Origin of the sequence: Escherichia sp. E10V5 (genome assembly GCF_004212315.1) — a bacterium.
Taxonomy (GTDB): domain Bacteria; phylum Pseudomonadota; class Gammaproteobacteria; order Enterobacterales; family Enterobacteriaceae; genus Escherichia.
Genome location: NZ_RHJM01000003.1, coordinates 366,027 through 384,148 on the forward strand (window position 1 = coordinate 366,027; position 18,122 = coordinate 384,148).

Below are 18,122 nucleotides of genomic sequence, written 5' to 3' on the forward strand. Positions count from 1 at the left end.
GACAACAGGAGCGATTCGCTATGACATCCCGACGAGACTGGCAGTTACAGCAACTGGGCATTACCCAGTGGTCGCTGCGTCGCCCTGGCGCGTTGCAGGGGGAGATTGCCATTGCGATCCCGGCACACGTCCGTCTGGTGATGGTGGCAAACGATCTTCCCGCCCTGACCGATCCCCTGGTGAGCGACGTTCTGCGTGCATTAACCGTCAGCCCCGATCAAGTGCTGCAACTGACGCCAGATAGGATCGCGATGCTGCCGCAAGGCAGTCGCTGCAACAGCTGGCGGTTGGGTACTGACGAACCGCTATCACTGGAAGGCGCTCAGGTGGCATCACCGGCGCTCACCGAATTACGGGCAAACCCAACGGCACGCGCCGCATTATGGCAACAAATTTGCACATATGAACACGATTTCTTCCCTCGAAACGACTGATTTACCAGCGGCTTTCCACATTGAACAACGCGCCCACGCCTTTCCGTGGAGTGAAAAAACGTTTGCCAGCAATCAGGGCGAGCGTTATCTCAACTTTCAGTTAACGCAAAACGGCAAAATGGCGGCGTTTGCGATTACGCAAGTGGTGCTGGATGAAGCTACATTGTTCAATATTGCGGTCGATCCCGACTATCAGCGTCAGGGGCTGGGAAGGGCGCTGCTGGAACATCTGATCGACGAACTGGAAAAACGCGGCGTGGCGACGCTATGGCTGGAAGTCCGTGCTTCAAACGCTGCCGCCATTGCCCTGTACGAAAGTTTAGGCTTTAACGAGGCGACGATTCGCCGCAATTACTACCCCACCACGGACGGTCGCGAAGACGCCATCATCATGGCGTTGCCAATCAGTATGTAAGACAAGGTGGAATAATGAAGTGGGACTGGATTTTCTTTGATGCCGATGAAACGCTGTTTACCTTTGACTCATTCACCGGCTTGCAGCGGATGTTTCTTGACTACAGCGTCACCTTTACCGCTGAAGATTTTCAGGACTATCAGGCCGTTAACAAGCCACTGTGGGTGGATTATCAAAACGGCGCGATCACTTCATTACAGCTTCAGCACGGGCGTTTTGAAAGTTGGGCCGAACGGCTGAACGTCGAGCCGGGTAAACTCAACGATGCCTTTATTAATGCGATGGCAGAAATCTGCACGCCGCTGCCGGGCGCGGTTTCCCTGCTTAACGCCATTCGTGGCAACGCCAAAATCGGCATCATCACCAACGGTTTTAGCGCCTTGCAGCAAGTGCGTCTGGAACGCACGGGCCTGCGTGATTACTTCGATTTGCTGGTGATTTCCGAAGAAGTTGGCGTTGCCAAACCGAATAAGAAAATTTTCGATTATGCGCTGGAACAGGCGGGCAATCCTGACCGTTCACGCGTGCTGATGGTTGGCGACACTGCCGAGTCCGATATTCTCGGTGGCATCAACGCCGGGCTTGCGACCTGCTGGCTGAATGCGCACAATCGCGAGCAACCAGAAGGCATCGCGCCCACCTGGACCGTCTCTTCGTTGCACGAACTGGAGCAGCTCCTGTGTAAACACTGATTGCCTCCCCCCCGTTGATGGGTAAAATAGCCGCAATTTTTCGTTTTCAACAAGCGCGGCGCGATGCCGCTTACTCAAGAAGAAAGAATTATGACGTTGTCTCCTTATTTGCAAGAGGTGGCGAAGCGCCGCACTTTTGCCATTATTTCTCACCCGGACGCCGGTAAGACTACCATCACCGAGAAGGTGCTGCTGTTCGGACAGGCCATTCAGACCGCCGGTACGGTAAAAGGCCGTGGTTCTAACCAGCACGCCAAGTCGGACTGGATGGAAATGGAAAAGCAGCGTGGTATCTCTATTACCACTTCTGTGATGCAGTTCCCTTATAAGGATTGCCTGGTTAACCTGCTCGACACCCCGGGGCACGAAGACTTCTCGGAAGATACCTATCGTACTCTGACCGCGGTGGACTGCTGCCTGATGGTTATCGACGCCGCAAAAGGTGTTGAAGATCGTACCCGTAAGCTGATGGAAGTTACCCGTCTGCGCGATACACCGATCCTCACCTTCATGAACAAACTTGACCGTGATATCCGCGACCCGATGGAACTGCTCGATGAAGTTGAGAACGAGCTGAAAATCGGCTGTGCGCCGATCACCTGGCCGATCGGCTGTGGCAAGCTGTTTAAAGGCGTGTACCACCTTTATAAAGATGAAACCTATCTCTATCAGAGCGGTAAAGGTCACACCATTCAGGAAGTCCGCATTGTTAAAGGGCTGAATAACCCGGATCTCGACGCAGCAGTCGGTGAAGATCTGGCACAACAACTGCGTGACGAACTGGAACTGGTTAAAGGCGCGTCTAACGAGTTCGACAAAGAGCTGTTCCTTGCGGGCGAAATCACCCCGGTATTCTTCGGTACTGCGCTGGGTAACTTCGGTGTCGATCATATGCTGGATGGCCTGGTGGAGTGGGCGCCTGCGCCGATGCCGCGTCAGACCGATACCCGTACCGTAGAAGCGAGCGAAGATAAATTTACCGGCTTCGTATTTAAAATTCAGGCCAACATGGACCCGAAACACCGCGATCGCGTGGCGTTTATGCGTGTGGTGTCCGGTAAATATGAAAAAGGCATGAAACTGCGCCAGGTGCGCACCGCGAAAGATGTGGTGATCTCCGACGCGCTGACCTTTATGGCGGGCGACCGTTCGCATGTTGAAGAAGCGTATCCGGGCGACATCCTTGGTCTGCACAACCATGGCACTATTCAGATCGGCGACACCTTTACCCAGGGCGAGATGATGAAGTTCACCGGTATTCCGAACTTCGCGCCAGAACTGTTCCGTCGTATCCGGCTGAAAGATCCGCTGAAGCAAAAACAGCTGCTCAAAGGGCTGGTACAGCTTTCCGAAGAGGGCGCGGTGCAGGTGTTCCGTCCGATCTCCAACAACGATCTGATCGTTGGTGCGGTTGGTGTGCTGCAGTTTGATGTGGTGGTATCGCGCCTGAAGAGCGAATACAACGTCGAAGCGGTGTATGAGTCAGTCAACGTCGCCACCGCTCGCTGGGTAGAATGCGCGGACGCGAAGAAATTCGAAGAGTTCAAGCGTAAGAACGAAAGCCAACTGGCGCTGGATGGCGGCGACAACCTCGCTTACATCGCTACCAGCATGGTCAACCTGCGCTTGGCGCAGGAGCGTTACCCGGACGTTCAGTTCCACCAGACCCGCGAGCATTAATTCTTGCCTCCAGGGCGCGGTAACCGCCGCGCCCTGTCAATTTCCCTTCCTTATTAGCCGCTTGCGGAATGTTCTTAAAACATTCGCTTTTGCTTATGTTTGCGCGTTTTTTAGTCGATACGGCGAGCGGTTTCAAAATTGTGATCTATATTTAACAAAGTGATGACATTTTTGACGGCTTTAAATACCGATCAATACGTAGATATCAGTATTTAAAACCGTTAACTGTCATCCGATTGATATTAATAACTGATTCAGAGGCTGTAATGGTCGTTATTCATCACTCATCGCTTTTGTGATGGCGACCATTGACTTCTGTACAGGGTGAAGTCTCTCCCTTTCAGCAATGCAACCTCGTGTTGCCTGGCTCAAATTACGAGCAAACATACAGGAATAAATCGATGACTATGACAAGACTGAAGATTTCGAAAACTCTGCTGGCTGTAATGTTGACCTCTGCCGTCGCGACCGGCTCTGCCTACGCAGAAAACAGCGCGCAGACAACCAATGAAAGCGCAGGGCAAAAAGTCGATAGCTCTATGAATAAAGTCGGTAATTTCATGGATGACAGCGCCATCACCGCGAAAGTGAAGGCGGCCTTGGTGGATCATGACAACATCAAGAGCACTGATATCTCTGTCAAAACCGATCAAAAAGTGGTGACCCTGAGTGGTTTCGTTGAAAGCCAGGCCCAGGCCGAAGAGGCTGTGAAAGTGGCGAAAGGCGTTGAAGGCGTGACCTCTGTCAGCGACAAACTGCACGTTCGCGACGCTAAAGAAGGTTCTGTGAAGGGCTATGCGGGTGACACCGCCACCACCAGTGAAATCAAAGCCAAACTACTGGCGGATGACATCGTCCCTTCCCGTCATGTGAAAGTTGAAACCACCGACGGTGTGGTTCAGCTCTCCGGTACCGTCGATTCCCAGGCACAAAGCGACCGTGCTGAAAGTATCGCCAAAGCGGTAGATGGTGTGAAAAGCGTTAAAAATGATCTGAAAACTAAGTAATTCGTCGTAATTCGTTCTCCCGAACTTTGTCGGGAGGCGCGATGTGCACCACACTAAAAATATCGCATTGAGTGATTTTCACGCTCATATCAAGCGGTGACATTAACTATGGTAAAGGAGACGCTTATGTTTCGTTGGGGCATCATATTTCTGGTTATCGCGTTAATCGCCGCCGCACTTGGGTTTGGTGGTCTGGCCGGTACCGCTGCAGGCGCAGCTAAAATTGTCTTTGTCGTCGGGATTATTCTGTTCCTGGTGAGTTTGTTTATGGGCCGAAAACGACCCTAGATTTCAAACTATTAAGAAAATTTTATACAAGGCCAGTCCAGCGGACTGGCTTTTGCGGTTTTAGCGAATAATAAATTGCGTTACTTTGTCAGTCTTTCACAACAAAAACAGGAAGGCAGAGGTGGGGCAGCGAATACCTGTAACGCTTGGTAATATTGCGCCGTTGTCGCTAAGGCCGTTCCAGCCTGGACGAATTGCTCTGGTGTGCGAAGGCGGCGGGCAGCGTGGAATTTTCACGGCTGGTGTGCTGGATGAGTTTATGCGCGCGCAGTTTAATCCTTTCGATCTTTATCTCGGCACATCTGCCGGGGCGCAGAACCTTTCGGCATATATCTGCAATCAGCCCGGTTACGCGCGCAAAGTCATCATGCGCTATACCACAAAACGCGAATTTTTCGATCCAGTGCGCTTTGTACGTGGAGGAAATCTTATCGATCTCGACTGGCTGGTGGAGGCCACCGCAAGCCAGATGCCGTTGCAAATGGACACCGCCGCGCGGCTGTTTGACAGCGGTAAATCCTTTTATATGTGTGCCTGTCGTCAGGATGACTACGCGCCGAATTACTTTTTACCAACCAAACAAAACTGGCTGGATGTGATTCGCGCCTCCAGTGCGATACCTGGTTTTTATCGTAGCGGAGTGTCGCTGGAAGGCATTAACTACCTGGATGGTGGGATCAGTGATGCGATTCCGGTTAAAGAGGCGGCAAGGCAGGGAGCAAAAACGTTGGTCGTCATCCGCACCGTGCCGTCACAAATGTACTACACGCCGCAGTGGTTCAAGCGCATGGAACGCTGGCTGGGTGACAGTAGCCTGCAGCCGCTGGTCAATCTGGTGCAGCATCATGAAACCAGCTATCGTGACATTCAGCAGTTTATTGAGAAACCACCGGGCAAGCTGCGGATATTCGAAATTTATCCGCCGAAGCCATTGCATAGTATTGCGCTCGGTAGTCGGCTTCCGGCACTGCGCGAAGACTATAAACTTGGGCGTTTATGCGGTCGTTATTTCCTCGCCACGGTTGGCAAGCTATTAACTGAAAAAGCGCCGCTTACCCGCCATCTGGTGCCAGTGGTGACGCCGGAATCGATAGTCATTCCGCCTGCGCCAGTCGCCAACGATACGCTGGTTGCCGAAGTGAGCGACGCTCCGCAGGCGAACGACCCGACATTTAACAATGAGGATCTGGCTTGATTTGCCGTTTTATCGACACCCACTGCCATTTTGATTTCCCGCCGTTTAGCGGCGATGAAGAGGCCAGCCTGCAACGCGCGGCACAAGCGGGCGTAGGCAAGATCATTGTTCCGGCAACCGAGGCGGCAAATTTTGCCCGCGTGTTGGCACTGGCGGAAAATTATCAGCCACTGTATGCCGCATTGGGCTTGCATCCGGGTATGTTGGAAAAACATAACGATGCATCGCTGGATCAGTTACAGCAGGCGCTGGAAAGGCGTCCGGCGAAGGTGGTGGCGGTGGGGGAGATCGGCCTGGATCTCTTTGGCGACGATCCGCAATTTGAGAGGCAGCAGTGGTTGCTCGACGAACAACTGAAACTGGCGAAACGCTACGCTCTGCCGGTGATCCTTCATTCACGGCGCACGCACGACAAACTGGCGATGCATCTTAAGCGTCACGATTTGCCGTGCACTGGCGTGGTTCACGGTTTTTCCGGCAGCTTGCAGCAGGCCGAACGGTTTGTACAGCTGGGCTACAAAATTGGCGTAGGCGGTACTATCACCTATCCACGCGCCAGTAAAACCCGCGATGTCATCGCAAAATTACCGCTGGCATCGTTGTTGCTGGAAACCGACGCGCCGGATATGCCGCTCAACGGTTTTCAGGGGCAGCCTAACCGCCCGGAGCAGGCTGCCCGTGTGTTTGCTGTGCTTTGCGAGTTACGCCCGGAACCTGCGGATGAGATTGCCGAAGTGTTGCTTAATAACACGTATGCGGTGTTTAACGTATGTGGGTAGTTTGTCTTTCGTGTCGGATAAGGCGTTCACGCCGCATCCGGCATGTCACAAATACAGCGCCGGAAATATCAACCGGCTCACCCCGCGCTCCCGTAACGCATCAGCCAACGGCTCAACGTCTTCCGGCGTGGCGCTCGCCCAGCTTTGCGCCTCGCCATAGACGCCGTGGGCATGAAACGCGTTCAGGCGAACCGGAACATCGCCAAGTCCCTTGATAAACGCCGCCAGCTCATCGATGTGTTGCAAATAATCCACCTGGCCAGGGATTACCAGCAAACGCAGTTCCGCCAGCTTGCCGCGCTCTGCCAGCAAACAGATGCTGCGCTTAATCTGCTGATTATCGCGTCCGGTTAGCTGTTGATGGCACGCGCTCCTCCACGCTTTGAGATCGAGCATCGCGCCGTCGCAAACCGGGAGTAATTTTTCCCAGCCGGTTTCGCTCAACATACCGTTACTGTCCACCAGACAGGTGAGGTGGCGCAGTTGCGGATCATTTTTGATAGCAGTAAACAGCGCCACTACAAACGGCAGCTGGGTCGTGGCTTCGCCGCCGCTCACCGTTATCCCTTCAATAAACAGCACCGCTTTGCGGACATGGCTAAGCACCTCATCCACGCTCATGGATTGCGCCATTGGCGTGGCATGTTGCGGACACATCTTCAGGCAGGTATCACATTGCTCGCAGACCACAGCGTTCCACAGCACTTTGCCGTCAACAATCTGCAACGCCTGATGCGGACACTGTGGCACGCACTCTCCGCAATCATTACAGCGCCCCATCGTCCACGGATTGTGACAATTTTTGCAGCGCAGATTGCAGCCCTGCAAAAACAGAGCCAGACGACTGCCTGGCCCGTCAACGCAGGAGAAGGGGATAATCTTACTGACTAAAGCGCATCTGCTGTTCATGGCTTATCACGCGCGGCTGGCGTTCCAGAATACGAGTGTTACGTGCGGCCTCTTCGCCCAGCCAGGTGGTGTTGGTGCGTGAACCTTCGGCGCGATATTTTTCTAAATCCGACAAACGCACCATATAACCGGTAACGCGAACCAGATCGTTACCGCTGATATTGGCGGTAAACTCACGCATTCCGGCTTTAAAGGCACCGAGGCAAAGCTGTACCAGCGCCTGCGGATTACGTTTGATGGTTTCATCGAGCGTCAGAATGTCGCTGATGCCGGAATAATAATAAGCATGATGCGGGGCGACAGTTTGCAGATGGGTGATCGGATCTGGCTCATCGCCATACGGCAAGCGTGCGCCCGGCGTGGTGCCGATATCAGAACTGATCCCCGACTGTGCGTGCAACATGGCGCGTTTTTGCCAGCCATATTTCACGGAGGTATTGGCGACAAACTCCGCCAGTTGCGCGCTGATGCGATAACCCACTTCATTTGCAGCGGCTTCTTTACCGTAGCGCGCGGCAATCCCTTCTTTCTCGCACAGCAAGTTAACCGCTTCCGCCAGCCCATACATGCCAAACATTGGCACAAAACGTTCAGGGTTAATCAGCCCTTCTTTCACCAGGAAGCTATTCTCAAAGAAGTGTGATTGTTGATAGAGGAATTCACACCGCGCATCGATGATGGCGATCTGCTGTTGGCAGTAGTGCGGTAGAGTGCGCGTAAAGAAGTCTTCCAGCGATTCACTGCGCTCGGCAATGGCTTTCAGGTTAAGGCGCACCAGCGTGCTGCCACCCCCCGCCAGCGGCAGTGAGTTGTAACAGCTCACAATCCCGTAGCCCCCTTTTGTGAAAATTTTATCATGCACCGGACCGTTGGCGATGTGCGGTTTGCTACATTCACAGATGTTTTTCGCCACTTCCAGCAGCAGGTCATCAGGGGTAATTTCAGGATCGTAGATAAAGGTCAGGTTCGGTGAAACCTGCTTCAGCTCTGCGTCTGCGCGTAAAATCGCTCGGGTAATAGGCGAGTCAGACGGGCCGATATTGGCGTGCATAAAGGCGTCTGGCAGGGTTCTGTCGAGGTAACGCCAGAAACGTTTTATTCGAATGTCGATCTCGTCTTGTGTTAGAATTCTAACATACGGTTGCAACAACGCATCCAGCTGCCCCAGGTAGACCGGCATCGATGTGACCGAAGGGACATGATGATAAAGAATGGTCAACAGAGAGAGCGCGTCATCAAGATCTTTCGCGCCTTCCAGCTCCAGCCATTCGGAACCGTTCGCCAGAAAACGGGCGTAATCGGGTAAGACATAGCGCGGTTTGTACGGCGCATGACCTTCAAACATATCGCAGATTACGCCTTCATCCAGCGCGCGGCGGGCTTCGGCAGGCAGCTGCGGATAAGGCTGATTGTTTTCTGCTTCCAGCGCCAGAAAATGGCGTTTCTGCTCCGGACTAAGCACCGGGCTTGTGACAATTTGCTGGCAACGTTGTTGCAGTGCAATCTCGTGAGAAGTGGGCATCTTCTTTTCCTTTTATGCCAAAGGTGATGCGCCATTGTAAGAAGTTTCGTGATGTTCACTTTGATCCTGATGCGTTTGTCACCATCGGTGCATTCATTTGAAAGTGAATTATTTGAACCAGATCGCATTACCGTAATGCAAATTTGTAAGTAGATTTTCTTAATTGTGATGTATATCGAAGTGTGTTGCGGAGTCGATGTTAGAATACTAACAAACTCGCAAGGTGAATTTTATTGGCGACAAGCCAGGAGAATGAAATGACTGATCTGAAAACAAGCAGCCTGCGTGCACTGAAATTGATGGACCTGACCACCCTGAATGACGACGACACCGACGAGAAAGTGATCGCCCTGTGTCATCAGGCCAAAACTCCGGTCGGCAATACCGCTGCTATCTGTATCTATCCTCGCTTTATCCCGATTGCTCGCAAAACGCTGAAAGAGCAGGGCACCCCGGAAATCCGTATTGCTACGGTAACCAACTTCCCACACGGTAATGATGACATTGAAATTGCGCTGGCAGAAACCCGTGCGGCAATCGCCTACGGTGCTGATGAAGTTGACGTGGTGTTCCCGTACCGTGCGCTGATGGCGGGCAACGAGCAAGTTGGTTTTGATCTGGTGAAAGCCTGTAAAGAGGCTTGCGCGGCGGCGAACGTACTGCTGAAAGTGATCATCGAAACTGGCGAACTGAAAGACGAAGCGCTGATCCGCAAAGCGTCTGAAATCTCCATCAAAGCGGGTGCCGACTTCATCAAAACCTCTACCGGTAAAGTGGCAGTGAATGCGACGCCGGAAAGCGCGCGCATCATGATGGAAGTGATCCGTGATATGGGCGTAGAGAAAACCGTTGGTTTCAAACCGGCGGGTGGCGTGCGTACTGCGGAAGATGCGCAGAAATATCTCGCCATCGCAGATGAGCTGTTCGGTGCTGACTGGGCAGATGCGCGTCACTACCGCTTTGGCGCTTCCAGCCTGCTGGCAAGCCTGCTGAAAGCGCTGGGCCACGGCGACGGTAAGAGCGCCAGCAGCTACTAAGTAAGATGCTTTGCGCCTGATGCGCTGCGCTTATCCGGCCTACGAGACGTATCACCCGTAGGCCGGATAAGGCGTAGACGCATCCGGCAAAAGCCGCCTCATACTCTTTTCCACGGGAGGTTACCTTGTTTCTCGCACAAGAAATTATTCGTAAAAAACGTGATGGTCATGCGCTGAGTGATGAAGAAATTCGTTTCTTTATCAACGGCATTCGCGACAACACTATCTCCGAAGGGCAGATTGCCGCTCTCGCGATGACCATTTTCTTCCACGATATGACGATGCCGGAGCGTGTCTCGCTGACCATGGCGATGCGAGATTCAGGAACCGTTCTCGACTGGAAAAGCCTGCATCTGAATGGCCCGATTGTTGATAAACATTCCACCGGTGGCGTCGGCGATGTCACTTCGTTGATGTTAGGGCCAATGGTCGCAGCCTGCGGCGGTTACATTCCGATGATCTCCGGTCGCGGCCTCGGTCATACTGGCGGCACGCTCGACAAACTGGAATCCATCCCTGGCTTCGACATCTTCCCGGATGACAACCGTTTCCGCGAAATCATTAAAGACGTCGGTGTGGCGATTATCGGTCAGACCAGCTCACTGGCTCCGGCAGATAAACGTTTCTACGCGACCCGCGATATTACCGCAACCGTGGACTCCATCCCGCTGATCACCGCCTCGATCCTGGCGAAGAAACTGGCGGAAGGTCTGGACGCGCTGGTGATGGACGTGAAAGTGGGTAGCGGCGCGTTTATGCCGACCTACGAACTCTCTGAAGCCCTTGCCGAAGCGATTGTTGGCGTGGCTAACGGCGCTGGTGTGCGCACCACCGCGCTGCTCACCGATATGAATCAGGTGCTGGCCTCCAGTGCAGGTAATGCGGTTGAAGTACGTGAAGCGGTGCAGTTCCTGACGGGTGAGTATCGTAACCCGCGTCTGTTTGATGTCACGATGGCGCTGTGCGTGGAGATGCTTATCTCCGGTAAACTGGCGAAAGATGACGCCGAAGCGCGCGCAAAATTGCAGGCGGTGCTGGACAACGGTAAAGCGGCAGAAGTCTTTGGTCGTATGGTGGCAGCACAAAAAGGCCCGACCGACTTCGTTGAGAACTACGCGAAGTATCTGCCGACAGCGATGCTGACGAAAGCAGTCTATGCTGATACCGAAGGTTTTGTCAGTGAAATGGATACCCGTGCGCTGGGAATGGCAGTGGTTGCGATGGGCGGCGGTCGCCGTCAGGCATCTGACACCATCGATTACAGCGTCGGCTTTACTGATATGGCGCGTCTGGGCGACCAGGTAGACGGTCAGCGTCCGCTGGCGGTTATCCACGCGAAAGACGAAAACAGCTGGCAGGAAGCGGCGAAAGCGGTGAAAGCGGCAATTAAACTTGCCGATAAAGCACCGGAAAGCACACCAACTGTCTATCGTCGTATCAGCGAATAACGGTATACTGATCTGATCATTTAAATTTGAAGCACTGAGTACGGAGAACATATGAAACGTGCATTTATTATGGTGCTGGACTCATTCGGCATCGGCGCTACAGAAGATGCAGAACGCTTTGGTGACGTCGGGGCTGACACCCTGGGTCATATCGCAGAAGCCTGTGCCAAAGGCGAAGCTGATAACGGTCGTAAAGGCCCGTTGAATCTGCCAAATCTGACCCGTCTGGGGCTGGCGAAAGCACATGAAGGTTCTACCGGTTTCATTCCGGCAGGAATGGACGGCAACGCTGAAGTTATCGGCGCGTACGCATGGGCGCACGAAATGTCATCCGGTAAAGATACCCCGTCCGGTCACTGGGAAATCGCCGGTGTCCCGGTTCTGTTTGAGTGGGGATACTTCTCCGATCACGAAAACAGCTTCCCGCAAGAGCTGCTGGATAAACTGGTTGAACGCGCTAACCTGCCAGGTTACCTCGGTAACTGCCACTCTTCCGGTACGGTCATCCTGGATCAACTGGGCGAAGAGCACATGAAAACCGGCAAGCCGATTTTCTATACCTCCGCTGACTCCGTGTTCCAGATTGCCTGCCATGAAGAAACTTTCGGTCTGGATAAACTCTACGAACTGTGTGAAATCGCCCGTGAAGAGCTGACCAACGGCGGCTACAACATCGGTCGTGTTATCGCTCGTCCGTTTATCGGCGACAAAGCCGGTAACTTCCAGCGTACCGGTAACCGTCACGACCTGGCCGTTGAACCGCCAGCACCGACCGTGCTGCAGAAACTGGTTGATGAAAAACATGGTCAGGTGGTTTCTGTCGGTAAGATTGCGGACATCTACGCTAACTGCGGTATCACCAAGAAAGTGAAAGCGACCGGCCTGGACGCGCTGTTTGACGCCACCATTAAAGAGATGAAGGAAGCGGGTGATAACACCATCGTCTTCACCAACTTCGTTGACTTCGACTCTTCCTGGGGCCACCGTCGCGATGTCGCAGGCTATGCTGCGGGTCTGGAACTGTTCGACCGCCGTCTGCCGGAACTGATGTCTCTGCTGCGCGATGACGACATCCTGATCCTCACCGCTGATCACGGTTGTGATCCGACCTGGACCGGTACTGACCACACGCGTGAACACATTCCGGTACTGGTTTACGGCCCGAAAGTAAAACCGGGTTCGCTGGGTCACCGCGAAACCTTCGCGGATATCGGCCAGACTCTGGCAAAATATTTTGGTACTTCTGATATGGAATATGGCAAAGCCATGTTCTGATGGATTTGGGCGGAGCGTTGACTCCGCCTTTGTTATGTCACAAAAAGGATAAAATAATGGCTACCCCACACATTAATGCAGAAATGGGCGATTTCGCTGACGTAGTTTTGATGCCAGGCGACCCGCTGCGTGCGAAGTATATTGCTGAAACTTTCCTTGAAGATGCTCGTGAAGTGAACAACGTTCGCGGTATGCTGGGCTTCACTGGCACCTACAAAGGTCGCAAAATTTCCGTAATGGGTCACGGTATGGGTATCCCGTCCTGCTCCATCTACACCAAAGAACTGATCACCGATTTCGGCGTGAAGAAAATTATCCGCGTAGGTTCCTGTGGCGCTGTTCTGCCGCACGTAAAACTGCGTGACGTCGTTATCGGTATGGGTGCCTGCACCGATTCCAAAGTTAACCGCATCCGTTTTAAAGATCATGACTTCGCGGCTATCGCTGACTTCGACATGGTGCGTAACGCAGTAGATGCAGCTAAAGCCCTGGGCGTTGATGCTCGCGTTGGTAACCTGTTCTCCGCTGACCTGTTCTACTCTCCGGACGGCGAAATGTTCGACGTGATGGAAAAATACGGCATCCTCGGCGTGGAAATGGAAGCGGCTGGTATCTACGGCGTGGCTGCAGAGTTTGGTGCCAAAGCACTGGCTATCTGCACCGTGTCTGACCACATCCGTACTCACGAGCAGACCACTGCTGAAGAGCGTCAGACCACCTTCAACGACATGATCAAAATCGCACTGGAATCCGTTCTGCTGGGCGATAAAGAGTAATTGTGTTTCGCTGAAAGGCGATTGCCTTGTGAAGCCGGAGCGGGAGACTGCTCCGGCTTTTTAGTATCTATTCATCAATAGCAACTGATTTATAGATTTACTATTATTTTTCATATGGATAGGAAATAAAATCCATTCAAGTATCTATTCACGAATCTATTCATTTATGTTCAACCGTCATCCAGTAAGGGCATATCAGCAACTCTGGCGGACAACCATAAATTCCTGCCATTTTGCTTTTGATATTTGAGCTAAGCCGTTCCGTCTTTTCGATCCGTTTTAGAGAATTAATCGAGATACCTAACATTTTACTTACTTCAGCAAGCGATAATTTATGCCTGATACGCACGGCGGCTAGCCAGGATATACCCTGGCTGAACATTAAATTGATAATCTCCCGTACCTGGTTCTCCAGATCGATCATATTTCCTTCCCTGGATATTTTAATGAGCGAGTTACCGTACCGCCCCCGCTATCCACGCCGACAACTCCCGTAGCTCTTTTTCCTGTTCAGGGAAGTCGACCAGCAGCGCTTCGCACTCCTGTTGCAGCATATCCGCGCGGTAAAGACAGCCTTGCAGCCGTCCGGCGAGAGCTTCCAGCGGCGCGGGGTTAAGGCTGTCGGTAAACACCAGGGCGCGGGTGATATGGCCTTTTTCAACGTCGAAATGCAGTTCTACGCCGCCCCAGGTAAAGCGTTCGTCCAGCAGATGCGAGAACGCCGGAGCCTGACCGAAGTTCCATTCCCAGCTACTCTGGCGGGCAAAGGTTTCAACAAAGTTCGGCAAGTCTGGCGTTTTGTCCGGGGAGATGATTTCCGCTTCCATGCGCTCGCCATAATGGGCGAAAAAGGCCTCGGTTATGGCCTCGCAAACCTGCTCATGGGTAATTCCCGGTAGCAGCTCGGTCAGATTGGTCACGCGGGAACGTACTGAAGTAATGCCTTTCGCCGCCAGTTTCTTTTTATCCGGATTGAGATAGTTTGCCAGGCGGCTGAGGTCGGCATTGAGCAGCAAGGTGCCGTGGTGGAAACCGCGATCCTTGGTTTCGCGATAGGCCGAGCCAGAGACTTTGCGGTCGCCTTCGGCGGTTTTCACCACCAGATCGTTGCGCCCAGAAGCTTCGGCGGTGACGCCGAGCGCGTTTAGCGCATTAAGCACAATCTCCGTGGAGATGGTTTTATCGTACTCCGGCTTGCCAGCCATAAACGTAAAACAGGTATTGCCGAGATCGTGGAACACCGCGCCGCCACCGCTGCTGCGCCGTGCCAGGCGGACGTTATCTTCTTCCATCCGTCGGGTATTACACTCTTTCCACGGGTTTTGCGCACGACCAATCACTACCGTGTCGGCATTGCGCCAGAGAAACAGAACGCGCTGCGTGGCGGGCATCTGGCGAAAAATACACTCTTCCACCGCCAGGTTAAACCACGGATCGTAAGAGTCAGAGATGAGCAGGCGTAATGTGGACATAACGATTTCCTTTCTTGTAATAATGGGTCACTCTTTTTTCTCGCTTTCTTCCTCTTCCGGTACCGGTTTGCTGGCGGTTAACAGGAAGGGCGATTGCTGCCAGCGGGTACGTTTACCCTGCAACAGTGTGCGAGTCAGCACCACGCCGATTGCCAGCGAGAGCAGCAGCATCAGGCGTAGAATATTGGTGGTGTTATCCACCTGTTTGGCTTCGGTGGCGAGCGTATGGGTATCGAGCGTGAGGCGCAGATAGCCGAGCGGTCCATTTTTCCCCTTAATCGGTTCGACAATCTGCTGGTTAAAATAGCCACCTGCTTTTTTACCGTCGAGCGCCAGTCGGTCGCGCACCTCGACGCTTTCGCCTGCGCGGGCGATAAGATCGCCTTGTTCGTCATACACACCCGCGTCGAGGATGCGACTTTCGTCCGTCAACTGATCGAGGATCGCCCGAATGCGTTTTTCATCAGGTGAGTTGGTACGCATCAGCGGCGCAACGTTCAGGGTTACCTGATGCGCCAGGGTACGGGCCAGTTCTTCCAGCTGTGGATTACGCTGTCGCTGGTGGTTTTGACTAAACCATGATGCTCCCTGCATTAGTGCGACTAACAACGCGAGACAGAACAGGACAATCACTGCCCGATGCAGCCGGAATTTTAGTTTTGTGCGAGCCATATTCCACCCGTTGAAAATTTGAGACTTAATGTTGCCAGAAGCAATGGATACAAGGTAGCCTCATGCGTTATTTTCCCTGCTTCGAACGATTTTACAGGAGCCTTAATGCCTAACATTACCTGGTGCGACCTGCCTGAAGATGTCTCTTTATGGCCGGGTCTGCCTCTTTCATTAAGTGGTGATGAAGTGATGCCACTGGATTACCACGCAGGTCGTAGCGGCTGGCTGCTGTATGGTCGTGGGCTGGATAAACAACGTCTGACCCAATACCAGAGCAAACTGGGCGCGGCAATGGTGATTGTTGCCGCCTGGTGCGTGGAAGATTATCAGGTGATTCGTCTGGCAGGTTCACTCACCGCCCGGGCTACGCGTCTGGCCCATGAAGCTCAACTGGATGTCGCGCCGTTGGGGAAAATCCCGCACCTGCGCGCGCCGGGTTTGCTGGTGATGGACATGGACTCCACCGCCATCCAGATAGAATGTATTGATGAAATTGCCAAACTGGCTGGAACGGGCGAGATGGTGGCGGAAGTAACCGAACGGGCGATGCGCGGCGAACTCGATTTTACCGCCAGCCTGCGCAGCCGCGTGGCGACGCTGAAAGGCGCTGACGCCAATATTCTGCAACAGGTGCGTGAAAATCTGCCGCTGATGCCAGGCTTAACGCAACTGGTGCTGAAGCTAGAAACGCTGGGCTGGAAAGTGGCGATTGCCTCCGGCGGCTTTACTTTCTTTGCTGAATACCTGCGCGACAAGCTGCGCCTGACAGCCGTGGTAGCCAATGAACTGGAGATCATGGACGGTAAATTTACCGGCAATGTGATCGGCGACATCGTAGACGCGCAGTACAAAGCGAAAACTCTGACTCGCCTCGCGCAGGAGTATGAAATCCCGCTGGCGCAGACCGTGGCGATTGGCGATGGAGCCAATGACCTGCCGATGATCAAAGCGGCAGGGCTGGGGATTGCCTACCATGCCAAGCCAAAAGTGAATGAAAAGACGGAAGTCACCATCCGTCACGCTGACTTGATGGGGGTATTCTGCATCCTCTCTGGCAGCCTGAATCAGAAGTAATTGCCCGCCCGTCATCCTGCGGGCGGCACAGCATTAACGAGGTACACCGTGGCAAAAGCTCCAAAACGCGCCTTTGTTTGTAATGAATGCGGGGCCGATTATCCGCGCTGGCAGGGGCAGTGCAGCGCCTGTCATGCCTGGAACACCATCACCGAGGTGCGTCTTGCTGCGTCGCCAACGGTGGCGCGTAACGAGCGTCTGAGTGGCTATGCCGGTAGCGCCGGAGTGGCTAAAGTCCAGAAACTCTCCGATATCAGCCTTGAAGAGCTGCCGCGTTTTTCCACCGGATTTAAAGAGTTCGACCGCGTATTAGGCGGCGGCGTTGTGCCGGGAAGCGCCATTCTGATTGGCGGTAACCCAGGTGCCGGGAAATCCACGCTGCTACTGCAAACGCTGTGCAAACTGGCGCAGCAGATGAAAACGCTGTATGTCACTGGCGAAGAGTCGCTGCAACAGGTGGCAATGCGCGCTCATCGCCTTGGCCTGCCGACTGACAATCTCAATATGTTGTCGGAAACCAGCATCGAGCAGATCTGCCTGATTGCCGAAGAAGAGCAACCGAAGCTGATGGTAATTGACTCGATCCAGGTGATGCATATGGCGGATGTTCAGTCATCGCCAGGCAGCGTGGCGCAGGTGCGTGAAACAGCGGCTTATCTGACGCGCTTCGCCAAAACGCGCGGTGTGGCGATTGTCATGGTGGGGCACGTAACCAAAGATGGTTCGCTGGCTGGCCCTAAAGTGCTGGAACACTGTATCGACTGTTCGGTGCTTCTGGACGGCGATGCCGACTCCCGTTTTCGCACCTTGCGCAGCCATAAAAACCGCTTCGGCGCGGTGAATGAGCTGGGCGTATTTGCGATGACCGAACAGGGGCTGCGTGAAGTCAGCAACCCTTCAGCCATCTTTTTAAGCCGTGGCGATGAAGTGACCTCTGGTAGTTCAGTGATGGTGGTATGGGAAGGAACGCGTCCACTGCTGGTGGAGATTCAGGCGCTGGTCGATCACTCGATGATGGCGAATCCACGCCGCGTGGCAGTAGGGCTGGAACAAAACCGTCTGGCGATCCTGTTGGCGGTGCTGCACCGTCACGGCGGCCTGCAAATGGCCGATCAGGATGTGTTTGTGAACGTGGTCGGCGGCGTGAAGGTAACCGAAACCAGTGCCGACTTAGCGTTACTGCTGGCGATGGTTTCCAGTCTGCGTGACAGACCGCTACCGCAGGATCTGGTGGTATTTGGTGAAGTCGGGCTGGCAGGGGAGATCCGCCCGGTGCCCAGCGGCCAGGAACGAATCTCGGAAGCGGCGAAACACGGTTTTCGGCGGGCGATTGTTCCGGCGGCTAACGTACCGAAAAAAGCGCCGGAAGGGATGCAGATTTTTGGCGTTAAAAAACTCTCCGACGCGCTTAGCGTGTTCGACGACTTATAATGAGAGATACGGAGGG

General features: G+C 53.6%; 19 protein-coding genes. 14 read left to right on the top strand and 5 right to left on the bottom strand.

Going from position 1 to position 18,122, the window contains the following annotated elements; translation table 11 throughout:
* The first annotated feature begins 20 nt into the window (after positions 1 to 20).
* The 8 genes from holD (at position 21) to D9738_RS03750 (ending at position 6,490) form a co-directional block, all read left to right on the top strand.
* Entirely contained in the window at positions 21 to 434 is a 414-nt protein-coding gene (gene holD, locus D9738_RS03715) for a DNA polymerase III subunit psi (protein ID WP_130204768.1), read from the top strand.
* On the top strand, positions 403 to 849 hold the full coding sequence (gene rimI / locus D9738_RS03720; protein ID WP_001092450.1) for a ribosomal protein S18-alanine N-acetyltransferase: 447 nt from the start codon (positions 403 to 405) through the stop codon (positions 847 to 849). The genes holD and rimI overlap by 32 nt, the downstream gene beginning before the upstream one ends.
* A 14-nt stretch (positions 850 to 863) precedes the next feature.
* Positions 864 to 1,541 (top strand): pyrimidine 5'-nucleotidase, encoded by a 678-nt coding sequence (gene yjjG / locus D9738_RS03725; protein WP_000870705.1) that lies wholly within the window; start codon positions 864 to 866, stop codon positions 1,539 to 1,541.
* Positions 1,542 to 1,631: 90 nt separating this feature from the next.
* Positions 1,632 to 3,221, top strand: a complete 1,590-nt coding sequence (prfC, locus tag D9738_RS03730) for a peptide chain release factor 3 (protein WP_130204770.1) — start codon at positions 1,632 to 1,634, stop codon at positions 3,219 to 3,221.
* A 401-nt stretch (positions 3,222 to 3,622) separates the two neighbouring features.
* Positions 3,623 to 4,228 carry a molecular chaperone OsmY gene (gene osmY / locus D9738_RS03735; protein ID WP_112035949.1) on the top strand — a complete coding sequence of 202 codons (606 nt, stop codon included), beginning with the start codon at positions 3,623 to 3,625 and terminating at the stop codon, positions 4,226 to 4,228.
* A gap of 126 nt (positions 4,229 to 4,354) precedes the next feature.
* Positions 4,355 to 4,516, top strand: a complete 162-nt coding sequence (locus D9738_RS03740) for a DUF1328 family protein (RefSeq protein ID WP_000490275.1) — start codon at positions 4,355 to 4,357, stop codon at positions 4,514 to 4,516.
* Positions 4,517 to 4,637: 121 nt separating this feature from the next.
* The gene (locus tag D9738_RS03745) at positions 4,638 to 5,711 is read left to right on the top strand and encodes a patatin family protein (RefSeq protein ID WP_130204772.1); all 1,074 of its coding nucleotides are present in this window, start codon (positions 4,638 to 4,640) and stop codon (positions 5,709 to 5,711) included.
* On the top strand, positions 5,708 to 6,490 hold the full coding sequence (locus D9738_RS03750) for a metal-dependent hydrolase (RefSeq protein WP_130259586.1): 783 nt from the start codon (positions 5,708 to 5,710) through the stop codon (positions 6,488 to 6,490). The genes D9738_RS03745 and D9738_RS03750 overlap by 4 nt, the downstream gene beginning before the upstream one ends.
* Positions 6,491 to 6,535: 45 nt before the next feature.
* Here D9738_RS03750 and D9738_RS03755 read toward each other — a convergent pair whose 3' ends face one another.
* Together D9738_RS03755 and D9738_RS03760 are read right to left on the bottom strand one after the other, a co-directional pair.
* Positions 6,536 to 7,399 carry a YjjW family glycine radical enzyme activase gene (locus D9738_RS03755; protein ID WP_130259587.1) on the bottom strand — a complete coding sequence of 288 codons (864 nt, stop codon included), beginning with the start codon at positions 7,397 to 7,399 and terminating at the stop codon, positions 6,536 to 6,538.
* Positions 7,371 to 8,921, bottom strand: a complete 1,551-nt coding sequence (locus tag D9738_RS03760; RefSeq protein ID WP_130259588.1) for a YjjI family glycine radical enzyme — start codon at positions 8,919 to 8,921, stop codon at positions 7,371 to 7,373. The genes D9738_RS03755 and D9738_RS03760 overlap by 29 nt, the downstream gene beginning before the upstream one ends.
* Before the next feature lie 257 nt (positions 8,922 to 9,178).
* On the opposite strand from D9738_RS03760, the gene deoC reads away from it, so the two are divergent.
* The 4 genes from deoC to deoD all read left to right on the top strand — a co-directional run bounded on the left by deoC (position 9,179) and on the right by deoD (position 13,457).
* The gene (gene deoC / locus D9738_RS03765) at positions 9,179 to 9,958 is read left to right on the top strand and encodes a deoxyribose-phosphate aldolase (RefSeq protein ID WP_088544469.1); all 780 of its coding nucleotides are present in this window, start codon (positions 9,179 to 9,181) and stop codon (positions 9,956 to 9,958) included.
* A 125-nt stretch (positions 9,959 to 10,083) separates the two neighbouring features.
* Positions 10,084 to 11,406 carry a thymidine phosphorylase gene (gene deoA / locus D9738_RS03770; RefSeq protein ID WP_000477811.1) on the top strand — a complete coding sequence of 441 codons (1,323 nt, stop codon included), beginning with the start codon at positions 10,084 to 10,086 and terminating at the stop codon, positions 11,404 to 11,406.
* A 51-nt stretch (positions 11,407 to 11,457) separates the two neighbouring features.
* On the top strand, positions 11,458 to 12,681 hold the full coding sequence (gene deoB / locus D9738_RS03775) for a phosphopentomutase (protein WP_000816471.1): 1,224 nt from the start codon (positions 11,458 to 11,460) through the stop codon (positions 12,679 to 12,681).
* 56 nt (positions 12,682 to 12,737) lie between these two features.
* Positions 12,738 to 13,457 (top strand): purine-nucleoside phosphorylase, encoded by a 720-nt coding sequence (gene deoD, locus D9738_RS03780; protein ID WP_000224878.1) that lies wholly within the window; start codon positions 12,738 to 12,740, stop codon positions 13,455 to 13,457.
* 160 nt (positions 13,458 to 13,617) lie between these two features.
* Here the strand turns inward: deoD and D9738_RS03785 are convergent, their stop codons facing one another.
* The 3 genes from D9738_RS03785 to D9738_RS03795 are packed head-to-tail and all read right to left on the bottom strand — an operon-like array spanning position 13,618 to position 15,601.
* A complete protein-coding gene (locus D9738_RS03785) occupies positions 13,618 to 13,881 on the bottom strand; it encodes a helix-turn-helix transcriptional regulator (RefSeq protein WP_130259589.1) in 264 nt (87 codons plus the stop codon).
* A gap of 31 nt (positions 13,882 to 13,912) precedes the next feature.
* Positions 13,913 to 14,929 carry a lipoate--protein ligase LplA gene (gene lplA / locus D9738_RS03790; protein ID WP_130259590.1) on the bottom strand — a complete coding sequence of 339 codons (1,017 nt, stop codon included), beginning with the start codon at positions 14,927 to 14,929 and terminating at the stop codon, positions 13,913 to 13,915.
* A 27-nt stretch (positions 14,930 to 14,956) separates the two neighbouring features.
* Entirely contained in the window at positions 14,957 to 15,601 is a 645-nt protein-coding gene (locus tag D9738_RS03795; protein ID WP_130204786.1) for a YtjB family periplasmic protein, read from the bottom strand.
* Positions 15,602 to 15,706: 105 nt separating this feature from the next.
* Here D9738_RS03795 and serB point away from each other — a divergent pair, with 105 nt between their 5' ends.
* Together serB and radA are read left to right on the top strand one after the other, a co-directional pair.
* A complete protein-coding gene (serB, locus tag D9738_RS03800) occupies positions 15,707 to 16,675 on the top strand; it encodes a phosphoserine phosphatase (protein ID WP_101981664.1) in 969 nt (322 codons plus the stop codon).
* A 48-nt stretch (positions 16,676 to 16,723) separates the two neighbouring features.
* Positions 16,724 to 18,106: a DNA repair protein RadA gene (gene radA / locus D9738_RS03805; protein ID WP_001029698.1), complete on the top strand. Its 1,383-nt coding sequence runs from the start codon at positions 16,724 to 16,726 to the stop codon at positions 18,104 to 18,106.
* Positions 18,107 to 18,122: the final 16 nt, after the last annotated feature.